Annotated in this window: 18 protein-coding genes; 8 read left to right on the forward strand and 10 right to left on the reverse strand. The window is 64.2% G+C overall.

What is annotated here, in order from left to right; translation table 11 throughout:
• Positions 1-166: 166 nt before the first annotated feature.
• A complete protein-coding gene (locus QNO18_RS06330) occupies positions 167-565 on the forward strand; it encodes a MerR family DNA-binding transcriptional regulator (RefSeq protein ID WP_283176998.1) in 399 nt (132 codons plus the stop codon).
• 37 nt (positions 566-602) lie between these two features.
• Here QNO18_RS06330 and QNO18_RS06335 read toward each other — a convergent pair whose 3' ends face one another.
• Positions 603-1,457: an alpha/beta hydrolase fold domain-containing protein gene (locus tag QNO18_RS06335; RefSeq protein ID WP_283176999.1), complete on the reverse strand. Its 855-nt coding sequence runs from the start codon at positions 1,455-1,457 to the stop codon at positions 603-605.
• 411 nt (positions 1,458-1,868) lie between these two features.
• Between QNO18_RS06335 and QNO18_RS06340 the strand changes: the two genes are divergently transcribed.
• From QNO18_RS06340 to QNO18_RS06365, 6 genes are all read left to right on the forward strand, one after another.
• The gene (locus QNO18_RS06340) at positions 1,869-3,374 is read left to right on the forward strand and encodes a di-heme oxidoredictase family protein (protein ID WP_283177000.1); all 1,506 of its coding nucleotides are present in this window, start codon (positions 1,869-1,871) and stop codon (positions 3,372-3,374) included.
• The gene (locus tag QNO18_RS06345) at positions 3,374-4,384 is read left to right on the forward strand and encodes an imelysin family protein (RefSeq protein ID WP_283177001.1); all 1,011 of its coding nucleotides are present in this window, start codon (positions 3,374-3,376) and stop codon (positions 4,382-4,384) included. The genes QNO18_RS06340 and QNO18_RS06345 overlap by 1 nt, the downstream gene beginning before the upstream one ends.
• Before the next feature lie 5 nt (positions 4,385-4,389).
• Entirely contained in the window at positions 4,390-5,448 is a 1,059-nt protein-coding gene (locus tag QNO18_RS06350; RefSeq protein ID WP_283177002.1) for a DUF1513 domain-containing protein, read from the forward strand.
• A gap of 488 nt (positions 5,449-5,936) precedes the next feature.
• A complete protein-coding gene (exbB, locus tag QNO18_RS06355; RefSeq protein WP_283177003.1) occupies positions 5,937-6,995 on the forward strand; it encodes a tonB-system energizer ExbB in 1,059 nt (352 codons plus the stop codon).
• A 3-nt stretch (positions 6,996-6,998) separates the two neighbouring features.
• Complete coding sequence (gene exbD, locus QNO18_RS06360; protein ID WP_283177004.1) at positions 6,999-7,454, forward strand: TonB system transport protein ExbD; 456 nt, start codon at positions 6,999-7,001, stop codon at positions 7,452-7,454.
• Positions 7,451-8,317, forward strand: coding sequence for a TonB family protein (locus tag QNO18_RS06365; protein WP_283177005.1), 867 nt, complete (start codon positions 7,451-7,453; stop codon positions 8,315-8,317). The genes exbD and QNO18_RS06365 overlap by 4 nt, the downstream gene beginning before the upstream one ends.
• A 65-nt stretch (positions 8,318-8,382) precedes the next feature.
• Here QNO18_RS06365 and QNO18_RS06370 read toward each other — a convergent pair whose 3' ends face one another.
• Positions 8,383-8,799, reverse strand: coding sequence for a PaaI family thioesterase (locus tag QNO18_RS06370; protein WP_283177006.1), 417 nt, complete (start codon positions 8,797-8,799; stop codon positions 8,383-8,385).
• Between the two features lie 295 nt (positions 8,800-9,094).
• On the opposite strand from QNO18_RS06370, the gene QNO18_RS06375 reads away from it, so the two are divergent.
• On the forward strand, positions 9,095-9,355 hold the full coding sequence (locus tag QNO18_RS06375) for a hypothetical protein (RefSeq protein WP_283177007.1): 261 nt from the start codon (positions 9,095-9,097) through the stop codon (positions 9,353-9,355).
• Between the two features lie 149 nt (positions 9,356-9,504).
• Here QNO18_RS06375 and QNO18_RS06380 read toward each other — a convergent pair whose 3' ends face one another.
• From QNO18_RS06380 to QNO18_RS06415, 8 genes are all read right to left on the reverse strand, one after another.
• Positions 9,505-9,825: a Dabb family protein gene (locus tag QNO18_RS06380; RefSeq protein WP_283177008.1), complete on the reverse strand. Its 321-nt coding sequence runs from the start codon at positions 9,823-9,825 to the stop codon at positions 9,505-9,507.
• A complete protein-coding gene (locus tag QNO18_RS06385) occupies positions 9,822-10,121 on the reverse strand; it encodes a GMC oxidoreductase (RefSeq protein WP_283177009.1) in 300 nt (99 codons plus the stop codon). The genes QNO18_RS06380 and QNO18_RS06385 overlap by 4 nt, the downstream gene beginning before the upstream one ends.
• Positions 10,122-10,128: 7 nt before the next feature.
• Positions 10,129-10,275: a hypothetical protein gene (locus QNO18_RS06390; protein ID WP_283177010.1), complete on the reverse strand. Its 147-nt coding sequence runs from the start codon at positions 10,273-10,275 to the stop codon at positions 10,129-10,131.
• Between the two features lie 100 nt (positions 10,276-10,375).
• The gene (locus tag QNO18_RS06395; protein WP_283177011.1) at positions 10,376-10,651 is read right to left on the reverse strand and encodes a GMC oxidoreductase; all 276 of its coding nucleotides are present in this window, start codon (positions 10,649-10,651) and stop codon (positions 10,376-10,378) included.
• Between the two features lie 108 nt (positions 10,652-10,759).
• Positions 10,760-11,872, reverse strand: coding sequence for a sn-glycerol-3-phosphate ABC transporter ATP-binding protein UgpC (gene ugpC / locus QNO18_RS06400; RefSeq protein ID WP_283177012.1), 1,113 nt, complete (start codon positions 11,870-11,872; stop codon positions 10,760-10,762).
• A gap of 4 nt (positions 11,873-11,876) precedes the next feature.
• Complete coding sequence (locus QNO18_RS06405; RefSeq protein ID WP_283177013.1) at positions 11,877-12,755, reverse strand: carbohydrate ABC transporter permease; 879 nt, start codon at positions 12,753-12,755, stop codon at positions 11,877-11,879.
• Positions 12,752-13,648 (reverse strand): sugar ABC transporter permease, encoded by an 897-nt coding sequence (locus QNO18_RS06410; RefSeq protein WP_092895445.1) that lies wholly within the window; start codon positions 13,646-13,648, stop codon positions 12,752-12,754. The genes QNO18_RS06405 and QNO18_RS06410 overlap by 4 nt, the downstream gene beginning before the upstream one ends.
• A gap of 140 nt (positions 13,649-13,788) precedes the next feature.
• Positions 13,789-15,042 (reverse strand): ABC transporter substrate-binding protein, encoded by a 1,254-nt coding sequence (locus QNO18_RS06415; protein ID WP_283177014.1) that lies wholly within the window; start codon positions 15,040-15,042, stop codon positions 13,789-13,791.
• Positions 15,043-15,214: the final 172 nt, after the last annotated feature.

Here is a 15,214-nt window from a genome sequence, read left to right on the forward strand (position 1 = left end):
GGCCGTATCAAACCGCTCTGGCCGGGGCGTTGCAAGGGCCGGGGGGAGCGTTCGGTCCCGGGATGACGCAGCGTCAGTGATTTTCGCGGTGCCGTCGTGTCCCTTCCCCCGGAAGGCTTGCCATTTCGGCCCGGCGCGCCCTACGATCTGCCGGGCGGAGGGCCTTATGCCGGATCAGATTCGGATCAGTTTCAAAGAGATGTGCGCGAAATTCGATGTCACGCCGCGCACGCTCCGCTATTACGAATATATCGAACTACTGGCCCCGGAACGCGAGGGCCGCGCCCGGTTTTACACAGCGCGCGAGGTGGCGCGGATGAAGCTGATCCTGCGCGGGCGGCGGTTCGGCTTTTCGCTGGAAGAGATCCGGCAATGGCTGCTGATCTATGGTCACAAGGGCGAGCGGTCGCAGCTGGAGGCCTGGCTCGGCATGGCCGACCGTCAGTTGCTGGAGCTGGCGCGGCAGCGCGAGGCGCTTGAGCGCACCATCTCTGATCTGCACGCGTTGCGTGAAACGGCGGTCGCGGAAATGGCGCGGGATGAGGGCGCAGACGCGGAAGACTGAGAGGGGCAGGGGGCGGGTGATATGGTCCCCCGGCTCATCACACCCGTCCCCTCTCCGTAAGGCCAAGCGCCTTGCGCAACCAGCCGCGCGCGGGGTCTGCGGGCAGCCCGCCCAGAAAACCGTGATCGAGCCCGTCAGCCAGCACCAGCCTGCCCTGTAATGCGCGTGCCAGGGCTTCGCCGTCGCGCAAAACCGGGTCGATGCCTGCGCCCAGGATGGTCAGGCCCGGAGGGCGGGGGAAGCCCGGTGCCAGAGGGTCATGGCGCGGATCCCCGGCAATCAGCGCCTGGGGATCCAGGTGGCGGTGATAGGAGGCCAGCGATTTCGGCCCCAGCCCATCGGCCTCATGTGCTGCATTTTGCGGGGCAGGCGGCATGCCCGGTCCGGCTCCCGGATAAAAGAGCGTGACATCGGCAATGCGGGCGCGTTCCGTCTCTGTCAGCCCGGCAAAGGCCCAGAGCGCCACCAGGCCGCCCGCGCTGTCGCCCATAAGCCGCAGCTGCCGCACGCCTGTCAGCTGCCGCCGCAGGCTTGCGACCGCGTCCTGGGCCTGGGCGGGAAACGGATGTTCGGGCGCGAGGCGCCAGGCGACCGAGATCACCCTCGCGCCGGTCTCCTGCGCGATCCAGGCGGTCACGATACGATGGGTCCAGGGCGAGCCGGTGATAAAGCCGCCGCCATGGAAATAGACAATCGGCGCGGCCTCGTCCCCGGCGCCAGATGCCAGGGGCGTGAAGACCAGCCCGCCCGGGCAGCCCCCTTCCGGGGCGAGGACATGCTGCGTCACGGCATCGGGCAGGGCCGGGGCCAGCACCTCTGGCCGCCTGTCCCGCCAGGCCCGCAGCGCCGCAACCGGGCCGTTGATCCAGTCAGGATCAGAATGTGTCGCCATGATCTGCCTTTCCTGTTCCCCGGCCCCAGGCACGGCTGTGCCGGCGGCATTTGCGGAGCGTAGCACGCGCACGGGGTTCCGACAGCCCGACTTTGCCGCTTGGCCGCAAGTCCGGTCAGCGCGCCGCTCTGCGCCGGGGAGGCGCGACTGGCGGCTCGTCCGGGGCCCCGCCTGGGAGGGTGACCGGTGGAGCAAGGCAGGCGGGCGGGACTTGCATCCGAAACCGGGGCGGGGCGCGACAGAGGGTCACGCAGCCGCTGCTTGCCTGCGTTTTCCGATTGAAAGACTCGGGGAAAAAGATCAGGCAAGACGGGTTCAGGGAAGTTCATCATGTTACGCCTCCGGTTCGCGCCTGCTTTTCTCCTCCTCCTGATGGCCGCCGTCCTGCCCGCCCGCGCGCAGGAAGCGGTCATGCCAGATCCGGACAGTCACATTCCGGAAGACAGAGATCCGGGCGCCGGAAGTCTGGACGACCGGCATCTGCCGGTGATTGCCCGCACCAAGGCCGAAACCGCCCGGATTGCCCGGGTCATCGCACCCACCACCGATTTCACCAGACCCGAAGGGTTCGAACTGATGCAGGGCGGCGCCGCGACCGTGCGCGTCAGGCCCAATGCGGATGCATTTTCCATTCTGTCGGGCAATATGCCCTTTGAGCGCGAGATGGATTTCAAGCTTGGCAATGCGCTGTTTCGCAAGACCTGGGTCTCGGCGCCGTCTTCGACAAAGGCATCGGACGGGCTGGGGCCGCTTTACAATGCGCGGGGCTGTCAGGATTGCCATCTGAAAGACGGGCGCGGTCATCCGCCTGCCACGCCCGATGAGGCGCGGGTTTCGATGTTTCTGCGCCTGTCTGTCCCGGGGGGCGAGGCGCCGCCGGGGATTTCCGAATGGATCGCGACACTGCCGGACCCGGTCTATGGCGGGCAGCTGCAGGATTTCGCGGTGCCCGGGCTGCCGGCCGAGGGCCGGATGGATATTGCCTGGACCGAGACCCCGGTGACGCTGGCCGATGGCCTGACCGTGTCGCTGCGCAAGCCCGGTTACACCATCTCGAACCCCGGCTTTGGCGCCTTCCACAAGGACCTGATGATCTCGCCCCGTATCGCGCCGCAGATGATCGGCCTCGGGCTGTTAGAGGCGATTCCGGCCGCCGATATCATCGCGCTGGCCGATCCTGACGATGCCGATGGCGACGGGATCTCGGGGCGCATCTCGATCGTGCCCTCGCAGGAATTTGCCGTGCCGATGCTGGGGCGCTTTGGCCTCAAGGCCGGTACACCAACCATCCGCCAGCAATCTGCCGATGCGTTTTCCGGTGATATGGGACTGTCGACGGTGCTGGTCCCCGACCCCTGGGGGGATTGCACCCCGGCGCAGACCGCCTGCCGCGAGTCGCCGCATGGCCAGGAGCCGGGCGTGCGGGACGGGCTGGAGGTCGATGGGCAAAGCCTTGATCTTGTGACCTTCTATGCGCGCAACCTCGCCGTGCCCGAGCGTCGGAATATCGACAGCCCCCGGGTCCTGCGTGGCAAAGAGGTGTTTTACGGGCTGAACTGCGTCGGCTGCCACAACCCGAAATTCGTGACCCACCGCCTGAAGGATCAGCCCGAGCAAAGCTTCCAGCTGATCTGGCCCTATACCGATCTCTTGCTGCATGACATGGGCGAGGGGCTGGCCGATGACCGCCCCGAGGGCCGCGCGACCGGGCGCGAATGGCGCACGCCGCCGCTTTGGGGGATCGGGCTGACCGAACAGGTTTCCGGCCATACGAATTTCCTCCATGATGGCCGGGCGCGCTCGCTGCTCGAAGCCGTGCTCTGGCATGGCGGCGAGGCCGGGGCGCAGCGAGATGCCGTGATTGCCCTGCCGACCGAAGACCGTGAAGCCCTGATCGCCTTTCTGGAGAGCCTGTGATGTCGCGTTTTCGCCCCTTCGGTTTTGCCCTGGCCCTGATCTGTGGCGCCGGCCCTGCACTGGCCGATCTGAAACAGGCGGTCGACACCGTCATGCTGCCGGGGTTTGCCACTTTCGCCAAAGCGACCGCCGCGCTTGAGGCACAGACCGAGAGCCATTTCGCCGAGACCGGCGGCCAATGTGATCCGACCACCTTGCGCCCTGCGTTCAACAAGGCGTTTGACGCCTGGATGGCGGTGTCCTGGCTGCATTTCGGCCCTTCGGAAGAGGGCGGCACAGCGCTGGCGATCCGGTTCTGGCCCGATCCGAAAGGGCTTGGCGCCAAGGCGCAGCGCGGGCTTTTGCTGGGTGACCCGGCGAGCCTCGAGCCTGAGCTATTCGCGAAGCAATCGGTGGCGGCACGCGGGCTTACGGGGCTGGAACGCCTGTTATACCCAGGCGAGCCGCCCGGCGCCGATTCCTGTCCGCTGCTCCGGGCCACGGTGAAAGACCTTGCGCGGCTGGCGTCGGTTCTGGATGCAGGCTGGACCGGGGATCAGGGCTTTGCGCAGCTGCTGCTGAGCGCGGGCAGCGACGGCAACACCCGGTTTCTCAACCGGACCGAGGCGATGCAGGCGGTCTTTACCCAGCTGATGGGGGGGCTTGAATTCATTGCCGATCAACGCCTTGGCCGCCCGCTTGGCGAAGAAGACAAGCCGCGCCCGGAACGCGCCGAGGCCCGCGCCTCGGGACGGGGAACCCGCAATATCCTTCTGGAATTGCAGGCCATCCGCCGTCTGACGGCTGCGCTTGAACCCGATGCGGCCGGCACAATCGCCGCGATGGATCGTGCGATCGTCGCGACCGGCAAGCTGGACGAGCCGCAGCTGGCGGGGGTCTCCGATCCAGAACGGCGCGAGAAGATCCTTGAGGTGCAGCGCCTCGTGCGCTCTGCCCGCGCCATCGCACTTTCCGAAATGGCGCCGGTGCTGGGCGTCGGGCTTGGCTTCAATTCGCAGGACGGAGACTGACAGAAATGGCCACAAGGCGCGGATTTCTGGCGGGGCTGGCCTCGCTGTCGCTTCCCGGGCTTGGCTGGGCGGATGTCGGCAGCCCCGCCTGGCTCGCTGCCGGGAAAGAGGGCGAGGACTATGTCCTTCACGGGCTGCGATCCGATGGCGAAAGCCTGTTTTCCATCCCTTTGCCGGCGCGCGGCCATGCGGCGGCGGCGCATCCGTTGCGGCCCGAAGCGGTGGCTTTTGCCCGCCGTCCCGGTGTCTTTGCCATCGTGCTTGACTGTTTCACCGGCGCCATCCGGCATCGGCTGACCCCGCCTGAGGGGCGGCAATTCAACGGCCATGGGGCTTTTTCCGCCGATGGGGCGCTCCTGATGACCTCGGAAGTCGTGGCCGAAGGGTCGGAAGGGCGGATCGGGATCTGGGAGACGGAGACTTACCGCCGGATCGGCGAATGGCGGACCGGCGGCATCGGCCCGCATGATATGAAGCGTCTCGCGGACGGGCGGCTGATCGTCGCGAATGGCGGTATTCAGACCGACCCTTCCGACCGCACCACGCTGAACCTCGACACGATGCGCTCTAACCTCGCGCTGCTCTCACCTTCGGGAGAGATCCTTGAGGTTGCCGAGCTGGAGCCCGATCTGCATCAGAATTCCCTGCGCCATCTTGCACTTGTGGGCGAGGGCGTCGCGGTCGCGCTGCAATGGCAGGGCGACCTGTCTGATCCGGTACCGCTTTTGGCCCGCTGGGAGCCGGGCCGCGCGATCACCCTGTTTGAGGCCGCGCCGGAAGAGATCTACACTATGAAGGGCTATGCGGGATCGATCGCGGCCAATCAGGGGATGATCGCAATTTCCTCGCCCCGGGGGGGCGCGGTGATGGTGTTTGGCGAAGATGGCACACCGCTTGCCACGCATCGGCGGGCCGATATCTGTGGTCTTGCGGCGCTGGAACAGGGATTCGTCGCATCGGATGGCGGGGGCGGGATCTGGGCGCTTGGCGGGGCGCTGGACCCCCTGCGCGCGCTGCGGCACGGCGCCGCCTCCTGGGACAATCACATGGTGGCAATTGGCTGATTTGCCGGGGGTTTCGCCTTTCGCGCAGGTTTCGCTGCACAGCAGCAGCCCAGGGTTTGTGCGAGGGGTGGTTATACTTGACAATTCCACCTGGTATTCCTAAAGCCATTCCTGACCGATCAGGTCGGAATCTGCTGCCTCGCAAGTGCCCCTCATTCGGAGTGCCAGCCAAACGGTAGCGGGCTGAACAGGTGGAATTCAGGTGGCGGCCCGGTGGGGCAAGGCAACCGACTGGTTCGGATCTCCCTTTCGGAATTCGGGTCTGAGGCTGCAGAACTTGCACTTCATGGGCCCATCAGGGCGATTGTGGAACGGATTTCTCGGATGATCTTCCCAGGGCGAGACCAGATTGACCGGGTTCTGAAATCCACGGCCAGGGTGGCTGAAAAACCGATGGTGGCAAAGGCTGTGCGGGTTTCGCTTTGTGCTTTGGCAGTCTCGGGCAGGCCGTCTTCACCCGTCCCCCTTTGCACGAAATGAGACTTCAAGTGGTTGAACCGATGCGCGCGGCACTTCTTTCCCTTCTGATCCTCTCCGGTGGCATGGCAGCCGCTCAGGATAATACGGCGCCGGTCGTGCCCAATGCGGCGCCGGAGCAATCCGCCGCGCCGGTGACCGAAGGCAGTGAGGCCCCGCCCGTGGTGCCAGATGCCGCGCCCGATGCCCCGGTTGCGCCCGCGACCGAAGAGACCGGTGCCATCGCAACGCCGGACACCGGTGCTACGACCCCGGCTGTCACGCCGGCAACCGGCGCTGAAACGAGCACGAATCCGGCCGCTGACCCCGCCACCCCTGCTGCCACCGGCGAGGCGGCTCAGCCCGCCGCAGGCCCGGCGGAAGCCGCTCCGGCCCCGGCTCCGGCGGCGCTGCCGGTGCATTCGGTCGAGCTCGAATCGCTGTTCTGGGATGCACATGTCATCGTGCAGGCGGTGATGATCGGGCTTGCGACTGCGGCTTTCGTGGCACTGGTGATCCTGATCCACAAACTGTTTGAATTCGGCTTTGCCTTTGCCTCAATGCGCAAAACCGCGCGCCTGCTGGCCAGCGCCTCTAGCCTCCACGCGGTTGCCGAAGCGGTGGCCGGTCGCAAAGGCCCCTCGGTCGATATGATCCGCGCCGCGGATGAGGAATTGCGCCTCGCCGAGGTCGAGCCCGCGCTGATCCCCGGCACCCGTGACCGCACCGATACCGCGATGTCCCGCATCGAGGCCGGCGCCGCCGCGCGGCTGCGGTCGGGCACCGGGATCCTGGCCTCCATCGGCTCGCTCTCGCCCTTTGTCGGGCTGTTCGGCACTGTGTTCGGGATCATGAACAGCTTTCTCGCCATCGCGCAGTCGAACACCACGAACCTCGCCGTCGTCGCGCCCGGCATCGCCGAAGCGCTGCTGGCGACCGCCATCGGCCTTGCTGCCGCAATCCCGGCGGTGCTGATCTATAATGTGCTGTCGCGGAAGCTCGCAAAATACCGTCTGCAGCTGAATGATGTGGCCGCCGCTGCGGCCCGGCTGCAAAGCCGGTCGCTTGACCGCCTGAGCGCGAGGGTCTGATCCATGGGAACCTCTGTTGGTGGCGGATCGGAAGACGAAGATGCCGAAGTTTCGGAAATCAACGTCACGCCTTTTATCGACGTTATGCTGGTTCTGCTGATCGTCTTCATGGTGGCCGCGCCGCTGTCGACCGTTGATGTGCCGATCAATCTGCCGGGCAGCACCTCGACCCCGACGGAACGCCCGGACGAGCCGCTCTGGCTGTCTCTGGGGCTGGACCGGGTGTTGTCTTTGGGCAATGATCCGGTGCCGGGGGGCGGTCTGGGGGCTGTGCTGGATGCCGCAACGGGCGGCAATCGCGAAACCACGATCTTTTTCCGCGCCGACAAGGATCTGCCTTACGGTGCGACGATGGAAATTCTCGATGAACTCCGGAATGCCGGTTATCTGAAAGTGGCGCTGGTGGGGCTGGAAGGCGCCCCCGCCGCCGCCGCTCCTGCGGAAGGATCTCAGCCATGACCCAGGAATTGCCCTCTTTCACCCGGGCCCGCTGCCCCGTTCTGCCCTCACATGTTGGTGCGGGCAAGAGCCGGGCGATGGGCTGGCTGGCCTCGACCTCGATCGCGGCCCTGCTGGTTTCGGCCATTGGGGCACTGGCGATGACCTGGGAAAGCGCCGGCATGTCGGCCGGGGCGGAAGAGCAGGCGGTTCTCGTCATGTTGCCCCCGGCCCAGGCCATCGAGGCGATCTCTGAGCCGACCCCGGATGTGACCGACCAGGTGGCTTCGGAAGAGATGCAGACGCCCGATCAGGAAGACGCGCCCGACACGCCGGAACTGACCGAAGCCCCCGACGTTCCGGACGAGACCCCCGAGATCGAAGAGATCGTCGAGGATATGGCCCCTGAGGTTGACCAGGAACCGCCGCCGAAGCCGGTGGTCGAAGTGCCGAAGCCGAAAGAAAGGCCGAAGAAAGAAGAAAAGCCGAAAGAGGTCAAAAAGGCCGAAAAGCCGAAAGAGCCCGCCAAGGAAAAGCCGAAGAAGAAAGCGAGCGAAGAGCGTGCGGAGACCAAAGCGTCAAAGCAGCAGACCTCGGGCGCGTCCTCTGTCGGCAGCGGTCAGGCCTCGGCAAAAAATTACGGCGCCTCGGTGATGAGGAAAGTGAACCGTACCCGTAAGAAGTCGGGGGGGGATCGCGGCACGGCGGTTGTTTCCTTTACCATTGCGGATAATGGCAGCCTCGCCAAAGCGAGCATTTCCAGAAGCTCGGGCTCTGCGAAACTGGATGATGTGGCGCTGGATCACATCCGCCGGTCGGCGCCGTTTGATCCGCCCCCCGCCGGTGCCGGGCGCACCTATTCCTTCAAATTCGAGGGCCGGTAGCACCCGGTCATCTTTGCCGCACAAGGCAGAGCACCCGGCGCCGCAACGCTCCGGGTGTTTTTCTGTCAGGGCTCCAGCACCATCTGGGTCTGGGTGATCTGTGCCGCCAGTTTTCCATCGCCGCGCCGGACCGAGGTTTGCCAGACCTGGGTGCGGCGCCCCTGATGGAGAGGCTCAGATATAGCGCGCACGACCTCGCCCAGCACCAGCGGGCGGAAGAAATTCGTCTTGCTCTCGACGGTGGTGGTGCTTTGATCGGGGCGGATCGCGGTGACAGTGCCAAGCCCGCCGAGGATATCCGCCAGCGCCATGATCGCGCCGCCATGCAGCACGCCATTGCGGTTCAGAAGATCCGGCCGCACCGTCAGTTCGGCCTCGACCCGTGTGGCCGTGGCCGAGATTACCCGCAGGCCGATCATCCCGGCAAAGGCGGAAATATCGTTGGCCTGTGGCGGGCCGGGGGGCAGGTTAAGCTCTGTCATGATCCAGGATCCTGTGCGGCGCCTGCCTCTGTGACAATGCGGGCGCTTTTGCCGATGCGGGGGGATAGCAGCATGGCCGCCCGGAAGGGGCAAGGGGCCTCAGCGGCGCGATCTCGCATCGCGCCTCACCCGGTGATAGCCTGACATCCGCTCCCGCGTGACCTGGCGCCCCCTCGATCCCGCCGGCAAAAGCGATGCACCTCGCTCCGGTTGCCAGCAGCGCCGGATCTTCGTCCGTATTGGCGAGCGCCATCGCATAGCCGCGGAAAGGGGACAGGCAGAGCTGAGATCGGCCATGGCGCGCCGCACCTCCTTGCGGGTCTGGTCGCGCAGCAGCGGGCTGTTCCAGGCCATGCAGGCGGCACAAAAGCACCATGCGCTTTGTCGCCAGATCCGGCTGTGCCAGAAGACCGGTCTGATCCGCGAGCCGGCAGACGCAGGCAAAACGGGCAATACTGCGCGAGTAATGAAAGGCCGCGGGCAGGATGAAACCCGGCTGATGGCCGTTCATCCAGGCGAGAGAGGCGATGCCGCCTGGTCAAACGGCCGCCAGTAAGCGCGGTGAGAGATGTCAGGCGTGGCGCCAGTCGCGGGAGGCGCTCTTGTCGTCGTCGGGATTGCCTGGCTTCCCGCCGCCTTCAGCGCCTCGATCTGTTCGACAGAGGCGGCAGCGCTCCAGCCCGCCGGCAGTCGTCGGAAGGGTGATCATGCGCCTGCTCCGCAATCGAGGTCGAATACGAGGATGCCGGCGAGCCCGCCAACCGCCGCCGCGACCAGCCGCGCGCCAAGGGCGCGGTGATCGGGATGGGCCTGATAGGCGGCCAGCGCCGCCCAGTTGTCGAAGTCGATTGTGAAGCCATGCAGATAGCCGCGCTCGATCTGTTCGGGGCTTTCCGAGCGCCCGGCATGGATCGCACTGATCCCGGCGACCTGGTCGCGGATCGGATGCAAACTGGCGAACAGTGCGGCGATCTCTGCTTCGCTGACAGTCTCGCAAAATCGGATCAGGACGATATGGCGGATCATGGGGAGGCTCCTTGCAATCCATGGGGCGCGCGAATCATGCTCGCGGCTTTCTCGGAGATCATGATGGTGGCAGCATTGGGGTTTGATAAGACCGGGCGCGGCATCACGGTGGCATCGGCCTCCCTGAGCGCCGCAATCCCGTCGAAGCAAAGCTGCGGGTCGACGACCGTCTCCGGGTCTGCCCCCATACGGCAAGCGCCGGCCGGGAGGTGGTCGGTGCTGGCATTGCGACAGGCATGGTGAAAGTAATCCTGGTCGCCTGCGACCCCCGGCCCCGGCAGACGTTCGGCCAGCACGAAGGGTTTACGGCGCGGCCTTGGGCATCATCTCATGCGCGAGCTTTGGCCCCTCGACCGGCATCCGGCGGTCACAGGGGGCGCCCCAGTGATACGGGTCTGTCAGCGGCGCGTCCAGCGGATCGACATTCCAGACGCCACCAGTCTTGAACAAGGACGGGGCGACGGGGCTGCGTTTCGTCAGGATGAACTGCGGTCCGGTCAGGGCCGGTCAGAGTGGTTCTGCATAGCGGTCATAGCTATGCGGGCGCGTATCAGGAAGGTCGCCGCGCGTGATCGCCGTCATCCCACCTTACCGCCAGACGCGCACCAAGTCGCAGCGCCAGCGCCGCGATGGCCAGCGATGGGCTTACCGCCGCCGAAGTCGGCAGGACCGAGGCGTCCGCGATATGGGGGTTGTCGAAGTCATGTGCTTTCAGGTCGGAATCGACCACCGAAGCGCACGGACTCGCCCTCATCCGGCAGGTGCCGCAATGATGGCGGGGCGGGCGTTTCCCGAACCCTTTGGTGAAGACAATCGGCCAGTGCACGCGGCAGCCGGGTTTCCGCCGCGAGGATCAGCGCCCGGGCCCCCGAAGGCGCCAGGGCAGTGGCGAGTGACGCGCCGCCGATCCCGGCCCCGATGATGATATCGGGGCTCATACCTGAATCCGGTCTCCGGTTTTCGGATCAAAGGCCACTGCCTTTTCCATATTCACCGCGAAATCAAAGGCCTGATGGGGGTGGACGTCAGCATCCGCACGCATCCGCGCGATCACATCCTTGCCCGAAAGGGTCATTGTCACGAAGGTGTCGGCACCGGCGGGCTCGGTCACGGTGACCATATTGCGCAAGGGCTGCACATTATGGGAATTGCGATCGGCGCCTTCCGGGTCGGTGATCGCCTCGGGGCGGATTCCAAGAAGGATATCGCGCCCGTCCCAGGCCGCATAATTGCCCGAGGAAAACCCAAGGCGCAGTGGCTTGCCGGCGGCGTCGGTGATTTCAGCCCAGGCACGGCCCTGGTCCACCGCCAGCTTTGCCGGGATGATGTTCATCGCCGGCGAGCCCATGAAAGTTGCGACAAACAGGTTCGCCGGGCTGTCATAAATCTCTTTCGGGGTCCCAAGCTGTTGCACATAGCCCTTGTTCATCACCGCGATCCGGGTCGAAAGCGTCATCGCCTCGATCTGGTCATGGGTGACATAGACGATGGTGCGTTTCAGTTTGTGATGCAGCTTTTTGATCTCGGTCCGCATGTCGACCCGCAGTTTCGCGTCGAGATTGGACAGCGGCTCATCGAACAGGAAGACATCCGGATCCCGCACCAGAGCGCGGCCCATGGCGACACGCTGACGCTGGCCGCCGGAAAGCTGGCCGGGTTTGCGGTCGACGAGATGGTCGATCTGCAAAAGTTTTGCCACATCGGCCAGCGCGCGGTCGCGTTCGGGCTTTGGCGTCCCGTGCATCTCCAGCCCGAAGGTGATGTTCTGGCCGACCGTCATATTCGGATAAAGCGCATAGCTCTGGAACACCATTGCGATATTGCGCTTTGACGGATGGACCCCGTTGACCACCCGGTCTTTGATCGCGATCTCGCCGCCCGAGATGCTTTCCAGCCCGGCGATCATGTTCAGAAGGGTAGATTTGCCGCAGCCCGAGGGGCCGACGAGGACGAGAAACTCGCCTTCCTGAACCTCAATGTCGACGCTGTGCAGCACTTTGACCGCGCCGTAGGATTTGGTGACGTTCTTGATGTCGAGAAAGCCCATGGCATCAACCTTTAACAGAGCCCGCCATCAGGCCACGCACAAAGTAGCGGCCCGCGACGATATAGACGATGAGGGTGGGGATGGCGGCAAGGATCGCGGCGGCGAAATGGACGTTGTATTCCTTCACGCCGGTCGAGCTTTGCACGAGGTTGTTCAGCGCGACAGTCATCGGCTGGGTGGTGCCGCCGAAACTGGCACCGAACAGGAAGTCGTTCCAGATATTGGTGAATTGCCAGATCACGCAGACCACCGCGATGGGACCCGAGACCGGCAGCATGATGCGCCAGAAGATGCGGAAGAAGCCCGCGCCATCGATCTGGGCTGCGCGGACCAGCTCGGTCGGGAAGGCCGCGTAGTAGTTGCGGAAATAAAGCGTCGAAAAGCCGAGGCCGTAGACGACATGGACGAGGATCAGGCCGGGAACCGATCCGGCCAGCCCCAGCATCCCCAGCACCCGCGCCATCGGGATCAGCACGATCTGGAACGGGATGAAGCAGGAAAACAGCATCAGCCCGAAGACAATTGTATCGCCTCTGAAGCGCCATTTCGTCAGGATATAGCCATTGATCGCGCCGAGAATGGTCGAGATCGCGACCGCCGGCACCACCATCAGGATCGAGGTCAGGAAGTAGGGCTTAAGCCCCGTCGCCTGCACGCCGATCTGGGCGGTGGACCAGGCCGAGCGCCAGGGATCGAGCGTCCATTCATTCGGCAGCGACATCATATTGCCGCCGGTGATCTCGGACAGAGGTTTGACCGAATTGATCCCCATCACATAGAGCGGCAGCAGGTAAAACAGCGCGAAAAGCAGCAATATCAGATAGATGAAAGTGCGGGTGATGCGGCCGGTCGAGACGGCGGTGTCCTGGGTCGCGACACTCATTCCTTCTTCTCCTTCAGTTCGGAGTAGAGATAGGGGATCATGATCGCGGCAATGGTCATCAGCATGATCACCGCCGAAGAGGCGCCGACGCCCATCTCTTTGCGGGTGAAGGTGTAGGAATACATGAAGGTTGCGGGCATCTCGGTGGCGCGGCCAGGGCCGCCGCCGGTCAGGGCTATGACAAGGTCGTAGGACTTGATCGCCAGATGGGCGAGGATGACGAAGGCCGACAGAAAGGCCGGCCGCAAAAGCGGGATCACGATGCGCCGGTAAAGCTGCCAGTTCGAGGCCCCGTCGATCTGTGCCGCTTTCAGGATTTCATTGTCGATGCCGCGCAGGCCGGCGAGGAACATCGCCATCACAAAGCCCGAGCTCTGCCAGACCGCCGCGATCACGATCGTATAGATCGCCATGCTGTTCGACTTGATCCAGGTGAAGGAGAAGCTCTCCCATCCCCATTGATGCATGACATGTTCCAGCCCGATGCCAGGGTCGAGGAACCATTTCCAGGCGGTGCCGGTGACAATGAACGAGAGCGCCATCGGATAGAGGTAGATCGGGCGCAAAACGCCTTCACCCCGGATCTTCTGGTCGAGGAAGATCGCCAGCATCAACCCGATGGCGGTGCAGATCACGATGTAAAGCGTGGCGAAGATCGCGATGTTTTTCAGCGCGACATGCCAGTGCGGCAGCGAGAACAGCCGGACATAGTTGGAAAATCCGACGAAATCCCAGCTCGGCAGCATTTTCGAATTGGTGAAAGACAACACCACTGTGAAGAGGATGAAGCCGTAGACGAAAAACAAGGTCACCGCGACGGATGGGGCGAGAACCAGCTTCGGCAGCCAGTCCTGCAATCTCGTGCGGAAATCGGCCTCGGATGCAGATGCCATTTCCCCTCCCTATTCCCGCTTGCGGGGCGGTCGCGCCTGGGGCGCGACAAAAATTTACGTAAATTTTTGAGCAAATTCCTGTTCAGGAATTTGTGGCGCGGGCGGTGTCCGCCCGCACCGGGATCGAAACGCGGGCGTGATTACTGCGCGGCCGCGACGGCGTCCTTCAGGGCAGTGGCGGCAGAGGCGCCATCGGTATATTCGCCATTGAAGACGGCGGTGATCACGTCATAGGTCGCGTTTTTCACCGCAGCCGGCGCACCATAGCCATGCGCCATGGACCCAAACAGCGTGCCATTGGTATTGGCTTCGGCGAGATCCTTGATGCCCTTCTTGCCGCAATCGTCGAAATCGGTATCCGGCACATCAGTGCGCGCCGGGACCGAGCCCTTGACCACGTTGAAGGCCGACTGGAAGGCCGGGCTTTCAATAGCCGAGGCCATCGCCAGCTGCGCTTTGACTTTTTCCTCGCCCTTTACCTTGAACATCGCGAACTGGTCGGCATTGAAGGTCACCGCGCCCTGCGTGCCGGGGAAGCGGATGCAGATAAAGCCTTCGCCCGGCTTTTGTCCGGCTTTCAGGAATTCGCCCTTGGCCCAGTCGCCCATGACCTGCATGCCCGCTTCGCCATTGATCACCATGGCCGACGCCAGGTTCCAGTCGCGGCCCGAGAAATTGTCATCGACATAGCTGCGCAGCTTGATCAGCTGATCGAAAGCCGCAGCCATCTTCTCGCCGCCAAGCGCTTCGGGGTCGAGGTCGATAAAGGCCGCCTTGTAGAAATCGTTGCCCTGGGCCAGCACGAGGCTGTCGAAAATCGTCGCATCCTGCCAGGGTTGGCCACCATGGGCCAGAGGCGTGATGCCGTTTTCCTTCATCTTGTCGAGAACCGCGATCAGCTCGTCCCAATTGGTCGGCTCGCCCAGACCGGTCTTGTCCAGTGCCGCTTTCGAGATCCACACCCAGTTGGTCGAATGCACATTGACCGGCGCCGCGATCCAGTGGCCGTCATGTTTGGAAAAGGCCTGGAGCGCCGCCGGGATCACCTTGTCCCAGCCTTCCGGGCCCGCGACCGCGTCGAGATTGCCGAGCACGCCCTGTTCGGCCCAGTCGGTGATGTCAAAGCCCAGCATCTGCACCGCAGTCGGCGGGTCGCCTGCGGTCACACGTGCCGAAAGCGCGGTCATCGCCGCCTCGCCGCCGCCACCGGCCACCGGCATGTCGACCCAGCCGATGCCTTGCGAGGCAAGATCCTCTTTCAGCACGTTCAGCGCTGCCGCCTCACCGCCTGCGGTCCACCAGTGCAGCACTTCCACATCTTCCGCCGCCGCCATTGAGGCGAGGCCGAAGGTCAGCGCCAGCGCCGAGACCATGCCCTTTGTCATCTTCCTCATCGCATCCTCCCAGATGTTAAGCCCCTTGCGGGAACAGATTATTGAAACGTTACAATATGGCTGCCCGTCAACTGTTTCTTTCTGCCGCTCCACATTGCTGCAATGCAGAAAAATAAGCGATTTTTGCGCTATGGTGCGGAAATATCGCGAAGTTTCTCAGATTCAGTTCTTC

The organism is Gemmobacter sp. 24YEA27, assembly GCF_030052995.1.
In the GTDB taxonomy this organism is placed as follows: Bacteria; Pseudomonadota; Alphaproteobacteria; order Rhodobacterales; family Rhodobacteraceae; genus Pseudogemmobacter.